This is a genomic window from Pseudomonas sp. 31-12 (assembly GCF_003151075.1).
GTDB lineage: Bacteria > Pseudomonadota > Gammaproteobacteria > Pseudomonadales > Pseudomonadaceae > Aquipseudomonas.
Map to the genome: position 1 here is coordinate 3821172 of NZ_CP029482.1, position 15621 is coordinate 3836792.

Here is a 15621-nt window from a genome sequence, read left to right on the forward strand (position 1 = left end):
AAACAGGTCATCCAGCGTCTACCGCCCTGCAAGGATAGTAGACGCCGCCACACCGACTTAAGCGCAGGACAATTTGATGAACGCATCACCGACGGGCAGCGATGCCCAGGCCTTGATCGCCAGACTGGACTGGACACGCACCCCGCTGGGCGCTGCCAGTACCTGGCCACAGAGCCTGCGCACCGCGGTGGACATCGTGATTCACTCACCGATGCCCATGCTCTTGCTGTGGGGCCCGCAGCTCACACAGATCTACAACGACGGCTTCGCCCTGCTTGCCGGCAGCAAGCATCCACACGCTTTCGGACAACCGACGCACCAGATCTGGCCTGAACTCCAGGACTTTACCGACCCCATTTACAGCGCCGTCCTACAAGGACAGGTGCGAACCTACAGCGAACAACGCTTTACCTTGCAGCGCGACGAAGGTGATTCCGACTTCTGGCTCGACCTGACCTACAGCCCGATTCGCGATGAAAACGCTCAGGTCGCTGGCATTCTGGTCACCGCCATCGAAACCAATGAACGCCGCCGCATCGCGCTGGAACTGGAACAGCGTTCAGCCGCCAGCCTCAAGGCCCAGCACGAAACCGAAGAGCGCCTGCAACTGGCACTGGCAGCCACCGACGCCGTCGGAACCTGGGACTGGGACATTGGCGAAGACCGCTTCATTGCCGACACCCACTTCGCCGAATTGCACAACATCGACCCGCTGCTCGCCAGTCAGTTGCCCATCAGCGCCTACCTCCAGGCCGTGCACCCGGAAGACCGCGCGATGGTCGCCCGCAGCATCAAATACTCCATTACCCACGGCACGGAATACGCCGAGGAATATCGGCTGCTGCGACCCGACGGCCACCTGCGCTGGGTGTTTGCCCGCGGTCGATGCTACAAGGACCACCACGGCCGGCCGATTCGGTTCCTCGGCGCCGCGCTGGATCTGACCGAACGTAAACTCACCGAGCAAGCCCTGCGCCAGAGCCAGACCGAGCTGCAACTGATCATCAACGCCATGCCCATTCTGATCAGCTACGTGGACAGCGAAGAGCGCTTTCGCTTGAACAACGCCGCTTATCTCGACTGGTATGGCCTGACGCCCCAGGAACTCTACGGCCGGACCATTCGTGAAGTGTTGGGCGAAGAAGCCTATGCCTTGCGCGCCGAGCACATCGCCTTGGCAATGACGGGCAAGCCGTGCTGTTTCAGCATCAGCACCCCGCACCGGGACGGCAGCATCCGCCATGCCCTGATGAATTATTTGCCGCGCCACGGTGCCGACGGGGCGGTGAATGGTTTTTACATCTTCGTGATCGACGAAACCGAGCGCAAACAGACCGAAGAAGCCCTGCGCAATCTCAACGAAACCCTTGAGGAACGGGTCGCCGCCCGTACCCAGCAACTGGCCGAAGCCAACCAGCGGCTGCAAAACGAGATGTTCGAACGTGAGCGCGCCGAAGATGCCCTTCGCCATGCGCAGAAGATGGAAGCGGTTGGCCAGCTCACCGGCGGCATCGCCCACGATTTCAACAACATGCTGACCGGGATTATCGGCAGCCTCGACCTGATGCAGCGCTATATCGCTGACGGGCGCGCCGCCGAGATTGGCCGTTTCACAGAAGCCGCGGTGTCCTCAGCCAATCGCGCCGCGGCCCTGACCCATCGCCTGCTGGCGTTCTCACGGCGCCAGTCGCTAGATCGCAAGCCGCTGAATGCCAATACGCTGGTGCACTCCCTGGAAGATTTGTTCAGCCGAACCAAGGGCGACCACATCGAGCTCAAACTGCTGCTGGCCGACGAGGTGTGGCCGGTGAGCACCGACGTCAGTCAACTGGAAAACGCTCTGCTCAACCTCGTCATCAACGCCCGGGACGCCATGCCCGATGGCGGCGAGTTGTTGATCGAAACCGCCAACGTGTACCTCGACGGCAGCGACATCACCACACTGGAACCGGTCAAGGCCGGGGATTACGTGATGATTGCCGTCAGCGATAACGGCACCGGGATGACACCGTCGGTGCTGGCCAAGGCTTTTGACCCGTTCTTCACCACCAAACCCATCGGCCAGGGTACCGGCCTGGGGTTGTCGATGATTTACGGGTTTGCCCAGCAATCAGGCGGGCACGTCAGCCTGTTCAGTTTGCCGGGCAAGGGCACCAGCGTTCGCCTGTACTTGCCGCGGTTTTATGCCATGGAACCGGAAAACGTGCTGATGCCGTTGACGGGCGAAGCGCCGCCAGCGATTGCCGGTGAGACCGTGGTGTTAGTGGAAGATGACCCGGCAGTGCGCATGCTGGTGCTCGACCTCCTCAACGAGCTGGGCTATCACGCCCACGAAGCCGAGGACGCGAAGACCGCCCTGCCCTTGCTGGAATCCAACCTGCGGGTCGATCTGCTGGTGACCGACGTCGGCTTGCCGGGAATGAACGGTCGACAGCTGGCAGAAATCGCGCGTCAGCACCGCCCCGAACTCAAAGTGTTGTTCATGACCGGTTACGCGGAGAAAGCCGCCGAGCGCCAGGGCTTCCTGGAAGAAGGCATGGACATGGTGGCCAAACCGTTTTCCATCGACCTGCTGGCCAACAAGATTCGCACGATGATCGGCCAACCGTAGTGAGTTGAGGCATAATCGCGCGCCCCCGCCGCCACCAATGTTGCAAGGTACGCCCCATGAAAGCTCAAGCCCGCCATATTCTGGTGAAAACCTCGGAAGAAGCCGAGCAGCTCAAACAACGCATCGCCAAGGGCGAAGCCTTTGATGTGCTGGCCAAGAAATACTCCACCTGCCCGTCCGGCAAACGCGGCGGCGACCTGGGTGAAGTGCGGCCAGGGCAAATGGTCGGGGTGATCGATGCGGTGATCTTTAAAAAACCGCTGCGCGTGGTGCATGGACCGATCAAGAGCAAGTTCGGGTATCACCTGGTGCAGGTGTTTTACCGGGATTGATGGGTTTGGCTTAAAGGCCTCATCGCGGGCAAGCCCGCTCCCACAGGGGTTTTTGAGTCGCATGGGATAGCAGCCACACCACAAATCCTGTGGGAGCGGGCTTGCCCGCGATCCGATGGCGCAGCCAGCGGCCATCCACGGATCATCTCGGGATCAGCGCTCCGGGCACCTGAATCACCCGACTCGCCAACCGATGCCCCGCTTCAGCCGCTTCAACCGCACTCCCACCCTTGAGCCGGCTGGCCAGATACGCCGCACTGAAGGAATCCCCCGCCGCCGTGGTGTCCACCACCCGCTCGACCTTCTGCGCCGGCACTTCAAACGACTCGCCAGCACAGCGAATCAGACACGCCTCGGCACCGCGCTTGAGCACCACTTCGGGTGTGCCAATCTGTTCGTAAGCGGCAAACACCGCCTCGCAATCGGAAAAATGGAACAGAGCCTGCTCGTCATCAACCGTCAACAACGCCAAGTCAACATAGGGCAAGACGCTGCGATAAGCCGCCCGTGCCTCTTCGACTGACGCCCACAGGCGAGGTCGATAGTTGTTGTCGAAGACGATCCGCGCATCCCGCTGCCGGGCCTCGATCAGGGTTTCCAGCAACTTCTCCCGACCTTGCACACCGAGCACCGCCAGGGTAATGCCGCTGAAATACAGCACGTCGTAATCCGGCAGCGCGGCCAGGATCGGCGCGGCGGCTGGCGTGGTAAAGCAATCGCGCACGGCCGCTTCGTTGCGCCAATAGAGGAAACGTCGCTCGCCAGCCGCATCGGTCTGGATGCAGTACAAACCGGGCAGTCGCCCGGGCAGGCGCTGGACCATGCTGAGCCCGATGTTTTCATCGGCCCAGGTCTGGCACATGGCATCGCTGAAACTGTCGTCGCCCAGCGCGGTGACGTAATCGACGACGCCGCTCGCGCCCAGTTCCCGGGACAAATAGACCGCGGTGTTGAGGGTGTCGCCGCCGAAGCTTTGTTGCAGCGTGCCGTCGGCGCGCTGTTGCAGCTCGATCATGCACTCGCCGATCAGGGCGATGCGCGGGATGTTGGGGCCGAGGGTGTTGATGGTGTTCATTGTTGTGGGGTCTCTGGTATTGCGGTGTTGTCTGGTCGGCCGCCTTCGCGAGCAAGCCCGCTCTCACATTGGATCTTCAGCGTTCACAAGATCCCTGTGGGAGCGGGCTTGCCCGCGAAGGCCGCACCTCGGTCTCAAGCCTTAGAAACAGGTTTCCATGGTTTCGATGACGTTCAACTGCTCATCCACCAGACATCCCGTGCGCCATTTGTCGAACGTCAGGCACGGGTGCGACGTGCCGAACGAAATAATGTCGCCCACTCGCAATTCAACCCCAGTCGCCACGGTCATGAACGCATGCTGGTCCATCACCGCTGTCACCTTGCAGGCACTCACGTCGTCGCCAATCGCCGGCACCACGCCGGCCTTGTAACGCAACAATGGCACCGGCAAACCGGCGTCATAAGCCACGTCGCGTTTACCCAGGGCGATCACCGCGAAACCCGGCTCCGGCAACGACTGCACATGCGCCCAGACTTCCAGCGCCGGGCGCAGGCCCTCGTGCAGATCGCTGCGCCGGTCGAGCACGCAGCATTGCGCTTCTTTGTAGATGCCATGGTCGTGAGCCACGTAGCTGCCGGGGCGCAATACGCTGAGGAAACGTCCACCCGCGTTCTGCGCTTCGAAGGACTCAGCGATCAAGTCGTACCAGGCCGAACCCGAGGCGGTGATGATCGGCTTGGGAATCGCAAAGGCGCCGCTGTCCTGCAACTGCACGGCCAGACGCACCAGGGACGCAGCGAATTCACGAATGCCCGTGACCGCATGATCACCATGGATCACACCTTCGTAGCCTTCGATACCGGTCAACGCCAACGCCGGTTGTGCGCCGATGGCTTTGGCCAGCGCGACCACTTCCTCTTCCGTGCGGCAACCGCAACGGCCACCCACCACGCCGTACTCGATCATCACGTTCAAGCGCACACCGCGAGAGGCGAAATACGCGCCGAGGTCGGCGACGTTGTCCGGATGATCGACCATGCAATGGAAATCGAAGGTCGGGTCCGCCAGCAAATCGGCGATCAGCGCCATGTTCGGCGTGCCGACCAGTTGGTTGGCCATCAGCACCCGACGCACGCCATGGGCATAGGCCGCGCGGGTTTGCGTGGCGCTGGCCAGGGTGATACCCCAGGCGCCGGCGGCCAGTTGGCGGCGGAACAGCGCTGGGGTCATGCTGGTTTTGCCGTGGGGCGCGAGTTCGGCGCCGCTGTTGCTGACAAACGCTTGCATCCAGCGAATGTTGTGCTCAAGCGCTTCGCGGTGCAGCACCAGCGCAGGCAGGCTGACGTCGCGTACCAGGTTGGCGCCGGTCTGGGCAAAGCCCTTTTCCACGGCAGCAGTATGTTGGGCAGAAGACATGGTCGAACTCCTCACAGTCGCGGCTGCAGCCAGCCGCTGTTATTCGTTGATACGCCGGGCCAGGCTATTGGCGCTGTCGATCAGCACCCGGCGATAGTCGTCGTAGTTGTTCTTGGCGTCGTCCCGCGGGGCGACGATGCACAGGGTCGCAATGGCCACGCCGCTGGGGTCTTTGACCGGGGCGGCGAAGCAATGGGTGAAGGTGTCGGCGACGCTATCGAAGGAGAAAAAGCCATCGATATCAGCCTGACGGATTTCCTTGAGAAACTGCTCCAGCGGCAGCCGGTCGCCGTCGGGCAGGATGAAGTCGTCGTGGTCGATCAGGTCGACGATTTCCTGATCGCTCAAGTGCGCCAGCAGCAGGCGCCCGGATGCGGTCCAGGGGATTGGCGCGTTCTCGCCGATGTCCGAGGAAATGCGGAAATGCCGCTCGCCCTCTTTCATCAATGCCACCGTGTATTTGCGCCCGTTGAGCAGGCACATCTGCGCGGTTTCGTGGGTCTGGCTGACGATTTCCTGCAAGGCGTGATCGGCCTCACGGGTCAGGTCGAAATGGCGCAAATGTGCCTGCCCGAGGAAGTACAGCTGACGGCCAAGGTAGACGTGACCGTCCTTGCCCACGGGCTCGAGAATGCGTCGTTCCAGCAGGGAAGCAACCAGCTCGTAGATCGTGGATTTCGGGCTGTCGATGCCGCTGGCGATTTCATTCGGGCGCAGCGGTTTGCCGACTTCCTTGAGGAAATCGAGGATATCGAACGCCCGGTCCAGACCGCGAGCCCGGCGCTTGATGGTGTCTTCGGTCATGTCAGTGGTTCCCATACAAAGTGCCGGGAGTTTACCTGGAGTGCAGCGACAACCGTCAGGTCGCCATCGCTAGCAGGCTAGCTCCCACATTTGGAATGCGTTTCCCTGTGGGAGCTAGCCTGCTAGCGATGAAGCCCCTCGGTTCAGGCCTTTTTCTTGTACGCGATGCAGTCGATCTCGACCTTGCAGTCGACCATCATGTTCGCCTGCACACAGGCCCGGGCCGGTGCGTGTTCGCTTTTGAAGTACTCGGAAAACACCTTGTTGAAACTGGTGAAGTCCCGCGGATCCTCCAGCCACACGCCAGCACGCACCACGTCTTCCAGGCCATAACCGGCCTCTTCGAGAATCGCGATCAGGTTCTTCATGGCCTGGTGAGTCTGCTCGACGATGCCACCGGTAATGATCTCGCCGTCCACCGCCGGCACCTGCCCGGAAACGTGCAGCCAGCCATCGGCTTCAACGGCTCGGGCGAAAGGGCGAGGCTGACCGCCAGCGGCGGTGCTGCCGGTGCCGTAACGAGTAATGCTCATGAGTGTTTCTCCTGATTGAAAAGATAAAAGTCAGAACCGCGTGTTCTTGAGAAATTCCGCCAGACGCGGTGATTGCGGGCGTTCGAACAGTTCCTTGGGAGGCCCCTGCTCTTCGATCCGCCCCTGGTTCATGAAGACGATTTTGTCCGACACCTCGAAGGCAAAACGCATCTCGTGAGTGACCAGCAACATGGTCATGCCTTCATCGGCCAGGCCCTTGATCACGTTCAGCACTTCGCCGACCAGTTCCGGGTCGAGGGCCGAGGTCACTTCGTCGAACAGCATCAGGCTCGGGTTCATCGCAATCGCCCGGGCAATCGCCACGCGCTGTTGCTGACCGCCGGACAACTGACCGGGATAGTGGTCGCGCCGCTCCAGCAAGCCGACCCGCTCCAGCCATTTTTCCGCCAGCGCCACGGCTTCGTCCTTGTGCAGCTTCTTGACCTTGAGCAAGCCGAGGGTGACGTTCTGCAACGCGGTCAGGTGTGGGAACAGGTTGAACTGCTGGAACGCCATGCCAGTCATGGCCCGATGGCGGGCGATGACTTTTTCCGGGTGGCGCACGCGCTTGCCGTTGACCTCGTCATACCCGATGGACTCGCCGTCGAGCATGATCTGCCCGCCCTGGAATTCTTCGAGCATGTTCACGCAACGCAGCAGCGTGGTCTTGCCCGAACCGCTGGAGCCGATCAGCGTGACCACGTTGCCGCGCTGCATGGTCAGGTCGACGCCCTTGAGCACTTCAAGCTTGCCGTACTGTTTGTGCAGGCCGCGAATGTCCAGCAGGGCCTGGTTTTGTGTCGAAACTTGAGGTTGAGTCATGGCAAGGCCACCCGCTTTTCAATGTGCCGGCCGAGTAATTCGATGGCGTAGTTGATGACGAAAAACAGAAATCCGGCGAACAGGTAAAACTCCAGCGTCATGAAGGTGCGGGCGATGATCTGCTGCGTGCTGAGCAGCAACTCCGCCACACCGATGACCGACAGCAAGGTCGAAGCCTTGACGATCTCCGTGGAGGAGTTGACCCAGGTCGGCAGGATCTGCCGCAACGCCTGGGGCAACAATACGTAGCCGAGCGCTTGGTAAAACGTCAGGCCAATCGCCTTGCTCGCTTCCATCTGGCCGCTGGGCAACGCTTGCAACGCACCGCGCACAATCTCCGCCACGTGGGAGCCGCAAAACAGCGTCAGCCCCAAGGCGCCGGCCTGAAACGCACTGATCTGCCAGCCCAGTGCGGGCGCCATGTAAAAGCAGGCCAGCACCAGCACAAACACCGGCGTGCCGCGAATAATGTCCACGTAAAACCGGAACGGCGCGCGCATCCAGAACTTGCCGTAAGTCAGCACCAGACCGGCGACAATGCCGACCAGCGTGCCCAGCAAAATCGCCAGGGCCGAGACCTGCACACTGGTCAGAAAGCCTTGCCACAGCACTTCGCGGGCAACCCATAACTCATGTAACCAACTGGGTGATTCGTACATGGGGCCTCCTATCGGCGGATCGCCAGACGCTGCTCGAGGTAACGCAGCATCATGGCAATGAGGTAACAGGCCGCAACATAGAGCGCTGTGGTCACCATCCAGGTTTCAATCACCCGGTAGCTCTCGACATTGATCTTGCGTGCGTAATAGGTCAGCTCCGGCACCGCAATCGCAGCGGCCAGCGAGGTGTCCTTGAACAGCGAGATGAAGTTGTTCGACAAGGCCGGCAACACATTGCGCAACATCACCGGCACGGTGACGTAGGCCTTGACCTGCCACTCACCGAGACCGATGGCCAGTCCGGCTTCACGTTGTCCTTTCGGGATGCTCAACAAGCCGCCACGGAACACTTCAGTCAGGTACGCCCCGGCATACAGCGACAGGGTGATGATGAACGACGGGATCTTGTCCAGACGGATCCCAAGGCTCGGCAAGGCAAAGTAGATCAACAGAATCAACACCAGAATCGGCGTATTACGGATCACCGTCACATACACCGACGCCAGTACCCGTAATGCACGGTGCTTTGACAGCAAAGCAAACGCCATCATCAGGCCGATCACGCAACCGATGGCGATCGACACCAGCGCCAGTTCGAGGCCCAGACCGAGCCCCGCCAGCAAGGTGTCGAAATCGCGCCACACGGCGGCAAAGTTCAACTGATAGTTCATGGTCAGCAGTACCTTTTGAACGGGGCGATGCATCACCGCCCCGCTCTCACGGGATCATTTGAATTCGACAGGGAAACCGATGGCTGGCGACGGCAGATCGACACCGAACCACTGCTTGAAGGACGCCGCGTAAGTCGGGAACTCAACGCCGGTCATGGCTTCATGCAAGGTGGTGTTGACGAAGTTCAGCCAATCCTGATCGCCGCGTTTGACCGCGCAGGCGTAGGTCTGAGGGCTCCAGGCGTAAGTCGGGCTGCGATAGCGGCCAGGGTTCTGCACCATCAGGTATTTCACCGACGACTGATCGGTGGCAGCGGCGTCGGCACGGCCGGAGTTCACGGCCTGATACATCAGGTCCACGCTGTCGTACTGATCGACCTTGGCTTTAGGCAGTGCCTGGTGCACCAGCTCTTCGGCGTACACGTTCTGCAGCACGGCCACGGTGACGCTGTCGTTCGCCGCTTTGAGATCTTCGATTTCCTTGTACTTGCTGTTGGCCGGCAACAGCAGGCCGACGCCTTCGCGGTAGTACGGCAAGGTGAACGCCACCTGCTGGGCGCGGCTGGCAGTCACGGTGATGAACTGGCAACTGATGTCGACCTTGTCGGTCAGCAGGTTGGGAATCCGCGCATCGGAGGACTGCACCACGAATTCAACTTTGGTCGGATCGTTGAACAACCCCTTGGCAATCATTTTCCCGATATCGATATCGAACCCCTGCAACTTGCCATCCGCTCCCTGGAAGTGCCACGGCGCATTGGTACTGCCCGTACCCACAATCAGTTTCCCACGGGACAGCACGCTATCGAGCTTGCTGTCCGCCGCCTGGGCCACGCCCATGGCAGCAGCCGAAGCGGCGACAAGAAAAATACACGCTTTGAACAAAGAAGGTCGGCGATGCATGGCAAGCACTCCAGGGTGATGTTTATTCCGCTATACCGGACGTTGGTATGTAACAACGGAATAGACAGCAGAAAGTGTGCCACAGGATCGGCGCGGAATCCTAGGGGTGAGGTAAAGCTAATGAATTCAACCGGATAGTTAATATTCAAGTTGAACGGCTGCATTGCGCGGTTCGTGGGAAAACGCTACCCCAAGCAACAAGTTGGGTAACAAGGCCACATTTGGGTGCGTTGTCACCCACTCAGAAGCGAGCGCGAACGAGGAAGAAATACCGATTTTCACGGTGCCGTTCGTCTGGAAGTGTGCTTTACCTGTCAGATCTGACAGTTGTGGTGACGCTGATATCAGCGCTCAATCTCTTCACCGTCGCCGGGGCGTATGCCAAGTGATGGAACACCGAATTGATGTATTGCCACTGACAGGAGTTTTTAAATGTCCCAACAATCCGAAAAAGATAATTCCAATTTACTGCTCAACGGTAATTTCCTAAACGGCGGTACGCACTGGAATCCTAACTCGCAAGCCAAAGTCAGGTTTGAAGAGGGTCACTGTGCCTTGCAGGTCGATGCCCTGATTACTCAACGCGTCGAAATCAACGCGGAAGGTGACTTCGAGTTTTCCGTGCGAATGAAAACGGACAGCGGTTCCGCGTGTCGAGCAACATTGGAGTTGCTGCCTTCAAATCAAACCGTTCATTTCAACATTGGCGGCGGCATTCCATGGACGAAGCAAGAACAGATTGTCAACGCGCCTGCTGGCACCACCGAGATGATTGTAACGTTGAGCGCAAACGATGGTACCCGAGGCGAGTTTGGGTCCTGTTTTGATTTTGCCTTGCTCATTCCTTTATCAAATTGAGCAGCTCTACCTAGGCTGGCCATCAATTGGTAATCAGCCTAGGTTCACTCCCCCGCTAAAAATAGTCCCTGTGCGTTTGTTGAATAAAGAGATTCCAATGCGCTCGATAGCTGCCCACAACGCGCTGCCTCCGGTCTATCGCAAATCCCTGAAAACCTGGCGTCCAGTGATTTTGTACTTTGGCAGTCAGCACTGTCCGGCCTGCGATTGGGCCGGGCCGATCTTCCGCCAGATCGCCGAGTCTTATCGGCATCACGCGGACATCTACATGCTGGATACGGGTGAATCACCTCGGCACCCGTGCGTCACCGGGACACCGACCGTGCTGTTTTACAAGGACGGGAAGCTGCTGAAAAAGCTCAAGGGCATCGGCACTGAACAAACCCTGCAGGAAGACTTCGCCAGGCACATCGGAAACGTGAGACCGGCAACGGTGGCCCGTAAACCGGCTCACGATCTGGCGTGGTTACGCCAGACCCTTCGCAGACTGTGCACTGTTCCTCGGGCGCGAACGTTGATGGGGGTTTGAGAGGATCGTTCCCACACGTGGGAACGATCTAAACAGCGCGCACCAGCAACACCCGCGTCACCCGCCGCTCCTCAACCGCCGCCACCGTGAGCCGCCAGCCTTCCCACTCGTGGCTGTCACCGATCATCGGCAGGCGATCCAGCAGGCTGACCACCAGCCCGGCCAGGGTTTGATAGTCATCGGTAGGCTCTGCCGCAAAACCGGTCCGCTGTTGCACCCGCGCCAGGTTCAACGCGCCGCTGACCATGAACCCACCCTGCTCCTCGACCACATCCGGGCCCTCGATTTCGCTAGCGTCCGGCAACTCGCCGGCAATCGATTCGAGAATGTCAGTCATGGTCAAGACACCGACAAAGTCACCGAACTCATTGACCACGAACGCAATGTGAGTCGAGGCTTTGCGCATCTGTTCCAAGGCATTGAGGATCGAGTAGCTGTCCAGCAAATTGATGGTCTTGCGAGCCAGATACTCAAGACCTGGCTGGTTACCAGCCAGGTATTCCTTGAGCAACTCCTTCTTGTGCACGAAGCCCAGCGGCTCATCCACCGCGCCATCGCGAATCAGCGGCAGGCGTGAATAGGACGAGTTCATCAGGCGCGTGCGAATGGCTTCGGCATCATCGGACAGGTCGATGTGATCGACATCAGCGCGCACGGTCATCAAGGTGCGGATCGGTCGCTCGGCGAGTTGCAGCACACCACTGATCATCACCCGTTCGCGCCGGTCGAACAGACCTGTGCTCGGTGCTTCACCGTTGTCCAGCATGTCGGCAATCTCCTCGCCAACCTCTTCCACCGCGAGCGTGCGGCCACCCAGCAAACGCATCACGGCGTGGGCCGTGCGCTCACGTATCGGTCGCAGGCCCTGCACCGATTTTTTACGGCGAGCCCGGGCAATCTGGTTGAAGATCTCGATCAGGATGGAGAAACCGATGGCCGCGTACAGGTAGCCCTTCGGAATGTGGAACCCCAAGCCTTCAGCAGTCAGCGCGAAGCCGATCATCATCAGAAAGCCCAGACAGAGCATGATCACTGTCGGGTGTTCATTGACGAAACGGGTCAGCGGCTTGCTGGCGACGATCATCAGGCCGATGGAAATAATCACCGCGATCATCATCACGGCCAGTTCATCGACCATGCCCACAGCGGTAATGACCGCATCGAGGGAGAACACCGCATCGAGCACCACGATCTGCGCCACGATCGGCCAGAACATCGCATAAACCGCATTGGAAGCGCGCTGGCCGACATGGCCTTCGAGTCGCTCGTGTAATTCCATGGTGGCCTTGAACAACAAGAACACACCACCGAACAGCATGATCAGGTCACGGCCGGAGAAGCTCTTGTCAAACACCTCAAACAACGGCTGAGTCAGGGTCACCAGCCACGAAATACTCGCCAGCAGGCCCAGGCGCATCAGCAACGCCAGGGACAAACCGATGAGTCGCGCACGGTCACGTTGCTCGGGTGGCAGCTTGTCGGCCAGGATGGCGATAAACACCAGGTTGTCGATGCCCAGCACCAGCTCCAGCACAATCAAGGTCAATAGCCCCAGCCATGCGGTGGGGTCAGCTATCCATTCCATAAAAACGTCTCGATCTCTTCAGTAAATTCAGAAAGCCGGGCACGGCAAGGCGCGGCGCAGAGGCCGTGGCGGTGAAGTGACAAGGGGATTCGGAAGTCGGAAAACCGGATGTTTCGCGTGCATCAAGACCGCGTGGAAGCGCGAGGAGAAAGGATAACCGGGAGGCTCCAAAAGGGTGTTCATGCAAGTCCTGAAAGGAATATGGCCTTGGATCGTACAGGCGAAAGCGACATTTCCTACAGTTGGAAATCATTACAAAAATTGTAATCAGCGCTTTTTGACTTGCTCGATGTACCTGACCACCGCTGCCGACTTCTCGAACCGCCGATGAATCAACGACAACCACGATGTCGCCTCGCAGCCCTTGATCGCCCGGTACAACACACCCGGCAATCCGACATGCCCGACCACCGACTCCGGCACCACCGCCACGCCCTGCCCCAACGACACCAGCGCAATCACCGCCACCAGCCCGCCCGGCTGCGCACCCAGTTTCGGTGCAAACCCGCCCTCGGCGGCGACTTGCAACGTCCCGCTGATTTGCTCCGGCAGGATGAACGTCTCGCTTTGTAGATGCTCGGGACTGATGTCCGGCAGATGACACAGCCAGGACTCGGTGGACAGCGCCAGCACGAAGCCTTCCGAATTCAGACGAATGGCCTCCAGGCCGTCAGGCAGAGTCATGGGCGAGCGGACGTAACCAATGTCGAATCGTCCCTCGACCACCATGGTCGGCAATGACGCCATGGGGCTTTCCCGCACGTTCAGGCTGACGTCCGGGCACTCGCGACTGAAGGCCTGCACCTGCCTTTGCAGCACCCCCGAGTACACCGCCGACGCCACGTAACCCAGTTCGATATGACCGATATCGCCGCGTCCGGCGCGCTGGGCATTTTGCTGGGCGTACTCGAATTGCCGCACCGTCGCCTCGGCTTCGATCATTAGTGCGGCACCGGCCTCGGTCAGGCTGACTTCACGGGTCTGGCGCACGAACAGTCGCGTGCCGAGTTCGTTCTCCATGTCCTGAATCTGTCGAGTCAGCGTCGGAGGCGCGATACCGAGTTGTTCGGCGGCGCGGGTAAAGTTGCCTTGCCGGGCAACGGCCAGAAAGTAGCGGAAATGCCGTATGTCCATGGGTGCATTAGCTCAAAGGTAATGAAATCCCGATAACAGGCTAATAAAGCCTGTAATCGATCGCGATAAGCTCAGTGCCAATCACAGTAGAGAGCCAACCTCATGTACGTCAAACCTCTTTTCGCCGTCGCGGTCATCGATCTTGCCCAAAAGGCAATCACACCATGAGCCGGGTCAGTCCACGCCTGACACTGCTGACAGCCTCCGGCGTCTGCTCGCTGATCGTGCTCGACACCAACATCGTGGCCGTGACCCTGCCGACCATCGCGCGGGACCTGGGCGCGAACTTTGCCGACATTGAATGGGTAGTCAGCGCCTACATGCTGGCGTTCGCAGCGTTGTTGTTGCCGGCAGGCAGCATCGCCGACCGCTTTGGCCGGCAGAAAACGCTGCTGTGGGGCCTGGGCATTTTCATCCTCGCCTCCATCGGTTGCGGAGCGGCGCCCACGGCGTTGTTCCTCGACATCGCGCGGGCGGTCAAGGGTGTCGGCGCGGCCTTATTGTTGACGTCGGCGCTGGCCTCCATCGGCCACACCTTTCACGACGAAGTCGAACGGGCCAAGGCCTGGGCGTTCTGGGGCGCGTGCATGGGCGTGGCGATGACCGCCGCGCCGACGGTCGGCGGGGTGATCACCGAATATGTCGGTTGGCGCTGGATCTTCTACCTTAACCTGCCGGTGGGCGCGTTCCTGATGTTCATGGTCTGGCGCGCCGTGCCGGAATCCCGGGACACCCAGTCGGCGCGCCTCGATCCTTGGGGCAGCCTGGCGTTCAGTGCAAGTTTGCTGTGCCTGATCTGGGGCTTGATCGAGGCCAACCGCATCGGCTGGAACAACCCGCTCACCTACGCCCGGCTCATCGGTGGCGCCCTGCTGTTGGGATTGTTCGTGCTGATTGAGCGGATGCAGCAGCGGCCGATGGTCGACCTGCAATTGTTCAGGCATCCGCGTTTCATCGGCGCCCTGCTCGGCATGTTTGCCTATGCAGGTTGCGCCCAAGTGATGATGACGTTGTTGCCGTTTTACCTGCAAAACGGCCTGGGCTTCTCGGCTATCGCGTCGGGGTTGGGGATGCTGCCGTTTGCCGTGACCATGTTGATTTGCCCGCGCATCGGCGCTCGCCTTGCCCATCGTTTTGCACCTGCGACGCTGATGGCGGCGGGTTTGACCCTTGTCGGGAGCGGCAACCTGCTGAGCGCCTGGGCCGTCAGCAGCGGCGGCTACCTGCCCTTCGCCCTGGCCATTGCCGTGACGGGCGCCGGGGCCGGCTTGCTCAATGGCGATACGCAAAAGAACATCATGGCCTGCGTCCCTCGCGAGCGCACCGGCATGGCGTCCGGCATGAGCACCACCATGCGGTTCAGCGCGATCGTGCTGGCCATCGGCGTCTTCGGTGCGTTGCTGTCCAGCCATACCGAATTGCTGTTGCGCACCAGCCTGTCGGCGCAAGACGCGCAATGGCTCGGACAGTCCAAGGGCATTGCGTCACGGGTGGTCGCCGGTGACATGACGGCAGCGATGAACCTGCTTCCGGAAACCGCGCGTGCGTTGGTCGAGCCGTTGGCACGTCAAGCGTTCGTCGGTGGCTTCAGCCTGCTGCTTTTGGTCGCCGGTTTGCTGGCCTTGCTGGGGGCGTTGGTGGTTGGCACCTTGATGCGCAATCCGATCCCGGCACAGAAAAGTTTTTCCCTGGGCCTGGAATAAACCCCGACGGGGCTCGTCGTACTGCCACTGAAATCGTTCAGTA

15 protein-coding genes are annotated in these 15621 nt (G+C 60.1%); 5 read left to right on the forward strand and 10 right to left on the reverse strand.

The window, feature by feature from the left end; genetic code table 11:
* Positions 1 to 76: 76 nt before the first annotated feature.
* Positions 77 to 2611 carry a PAS domain-containing protein gene (locus DJ564_RS18005; protein ID WP_109632043.1) on the forward strand — a complete coding sequence of 845 codons (2535 nt, stop codon included), beginning with the start codon at positions 77 to 79 and terminating at the stop codon, positions 2609 to 2611.
* A gap of 56 nt (positions 2612 to 2667) precedes the next feature.
* A complete protein-coding gene (locus tag DJ564_RS18010; RefSeq protein WP_007898282.1) occupies positions 2668 to 2943 on the forward strand; it encodes a peptidylprolyl isomerase in 276 nt (91 codons plus the stop codon).
* Positions 2944 to 3085: 142 nt separating this feature from the next.
* Here DJ564_RS18010 and DJ564_RS18015 read toward each other — a convergent pair whose 3' ends face one another.
* The 8 genes from DJ564_RS18015 to DJ564_RS18050 form a co-directional block, all read right to left on the reverse strand.
* The gene (locus tag DJ564_RS18015; protein WP_109632045.1) at positions 3086 to 4018 is read right to left on the reverse strand and encodes a sugar kinase; all 933 of its coding nucleotides are present in this window, start codon (positions 4016 to 4018) and stop codon (positions 3086 to 3088) included.
* Between the two features lie 141 nt (positions 4019 to 4159).
* Positions 4160 to 5377 (reverse strand): amino acid deaminase, encoded by a 1218-nt coding sequence (locus DJ564_RS18020; RefSeq protein ID WP_109632047.1) that lies wholly within the window; start codon positions 5375 to 5377, stop codon positions 4160 to 4162.
* Positions 5378 to 5416: 39 nt separating this feature from the next.
* Positions 5417 to 6181, reverse strand: coding sequence for an IclR family transcriptional regulator (locus DJ564_RS18025; protein WP_109632048.1), 765 nt, complete (start codon positions 6179 to 6181; stop codon positions 5417 to 5419).
* Between the two features lie 143 nt (positions 6182 to 6324).
* Positions 6325 to 6714 carry a RidA family protein gene (locus tag DJ564_RS18030; protein ID WP_010460883.1) on the reverse strand — a complete coding sequence of 130 codons (390 nt, stop codon included), beginning with the start codon at positions 6712 to 6714 and terminating at the stop codon, positions 6325 to 6327.
* 30 nt (positions 6715 to 6744) lie between these two features.
* Complete coding sequence (locus tag DJ564_RS18035; RefSeq protein ID WP_109632050.1) at positions 6745 to 7536, reverse strand: amino acid ABC transporter ATP-binding protein; 792 nt, start codon at positions 7534 to 7536, stop codon at positions 6745 to 6747.
* Positions 7533 to 8195, reverse strand: a complete 663-nt coding sequence (locus DJ564_RS18040; protein ID WP_109632052.1) for an amino acid ABC transporter permease — start codon at positions 8193 to 8195, stop codon at positions 7533 to 7535. The genes DJ564_RS18035 and DJ564_RS18040 overlap by 4 nt, the downstream gene beginning before the upstream one ends.
* 8 nt (positions 8196 to 8203) lie before the next feature.
* Complete coding sequence (locus DJ564_RS18045; RefSeq protein ID WP_109636084.1) at positions 8204 to 8866, reverse strand: amino acid ABC transporter permease; 663 nt, start codon at positions 8864 to 8866, stop codon at positions 8204 to 8206.
* A 54-nt stretch (positions 8867 to 8920) separates the two neighbouring features.
* Complete coding sequence (locus DJ564_RS18050) at positions 8921 to 9769, reverse strand: transporter substrate-binding domain-containing protein (protein WP_109632054.1); 849 nt, start codon at positions 9767 to 9769, stop codon at positions 8921 to 8923.
* Positions 9770 to 10201: 432 nt separating this feature from the next.
* Between DJ564_RS18050 and DJ564_RS18055 the strand changes: the two genes are divergently transcribed.
* Together DJ564_RS18055 and DJ564_RS18060 are read left to right on the forward strand one after the other, a co-directional pair.
* Positions 10202 to 10627 carry a hypothetical protein gene (locus DJ564_RS18055; protein WP_109632056.1) on the forward strand — a complete coding sequence of 142 codons (426 nt, stop codon included), beginning with the start codon at positions 10202 to 10204 and terminating at the stop codon, positions 10625 to 10627.
* A 97-nt stretch (positions 10628 to 10724) separates the two neighbouring features.
* Complete coding sequence (locus DJ564_RS18060) at positions 10725 to 11156, forward strand: thioredoxin family protein (protein WP_109632058.1); 432 nt, start codon at positions 10725 to 10727, stop codon at positions 11154 to 11156.
* A 28-nt stretch (positions 11157 to 11184) separates the two neighbouring features.
* On the opposite strand, the gene DJ564_RS18065 is transcribed toward DJ564_RS18060, so the two are convergent.
* Positions 11185 to 12741 carry a TerC family protein gene (locus tag DJ564_RS18065; RefSeq protein ID WP_109632059.1) on the reverse strand — a complete coding sequence of 519 codons (1557 nt, stop codon included), beginning with the start codon at positions 12739 to 12741 and terminating at the stop codon, positions 11185 to 11187.
* A 267-nt stretch (positions 12742 to 13008) separates the two neighbouring features.
* Positions 13009 to 13875, reverse strand: a complete 867-nt coding sequence (locus DJ564_RS18070) for a LysR family transcriptional regulator (protein ID WP_109632061.1) — start codon at positions 13873 to 13875, stop codon at positions 13009 to 13011.
* A 164-nt stretch (positions 13876 to 14039) separates the two neighbouring features.
* Here DJ564_RS18070 and DJ564_RS18075 point away from each other — a divergent pair, with 164 nt between their 5' ends.
* On the forward strand, positions 14040 to 15578 hold the full coding sequence (locus DJ564_RS18075; protein WP_109632063.1) for an MFS transporter: 1539 nt from the start codon (positions 14040 to 14042) through the stop codon (positions 15576 to 15578).
* Positions 15579 to 15621 lie beyond the last annotated feature (43 nt).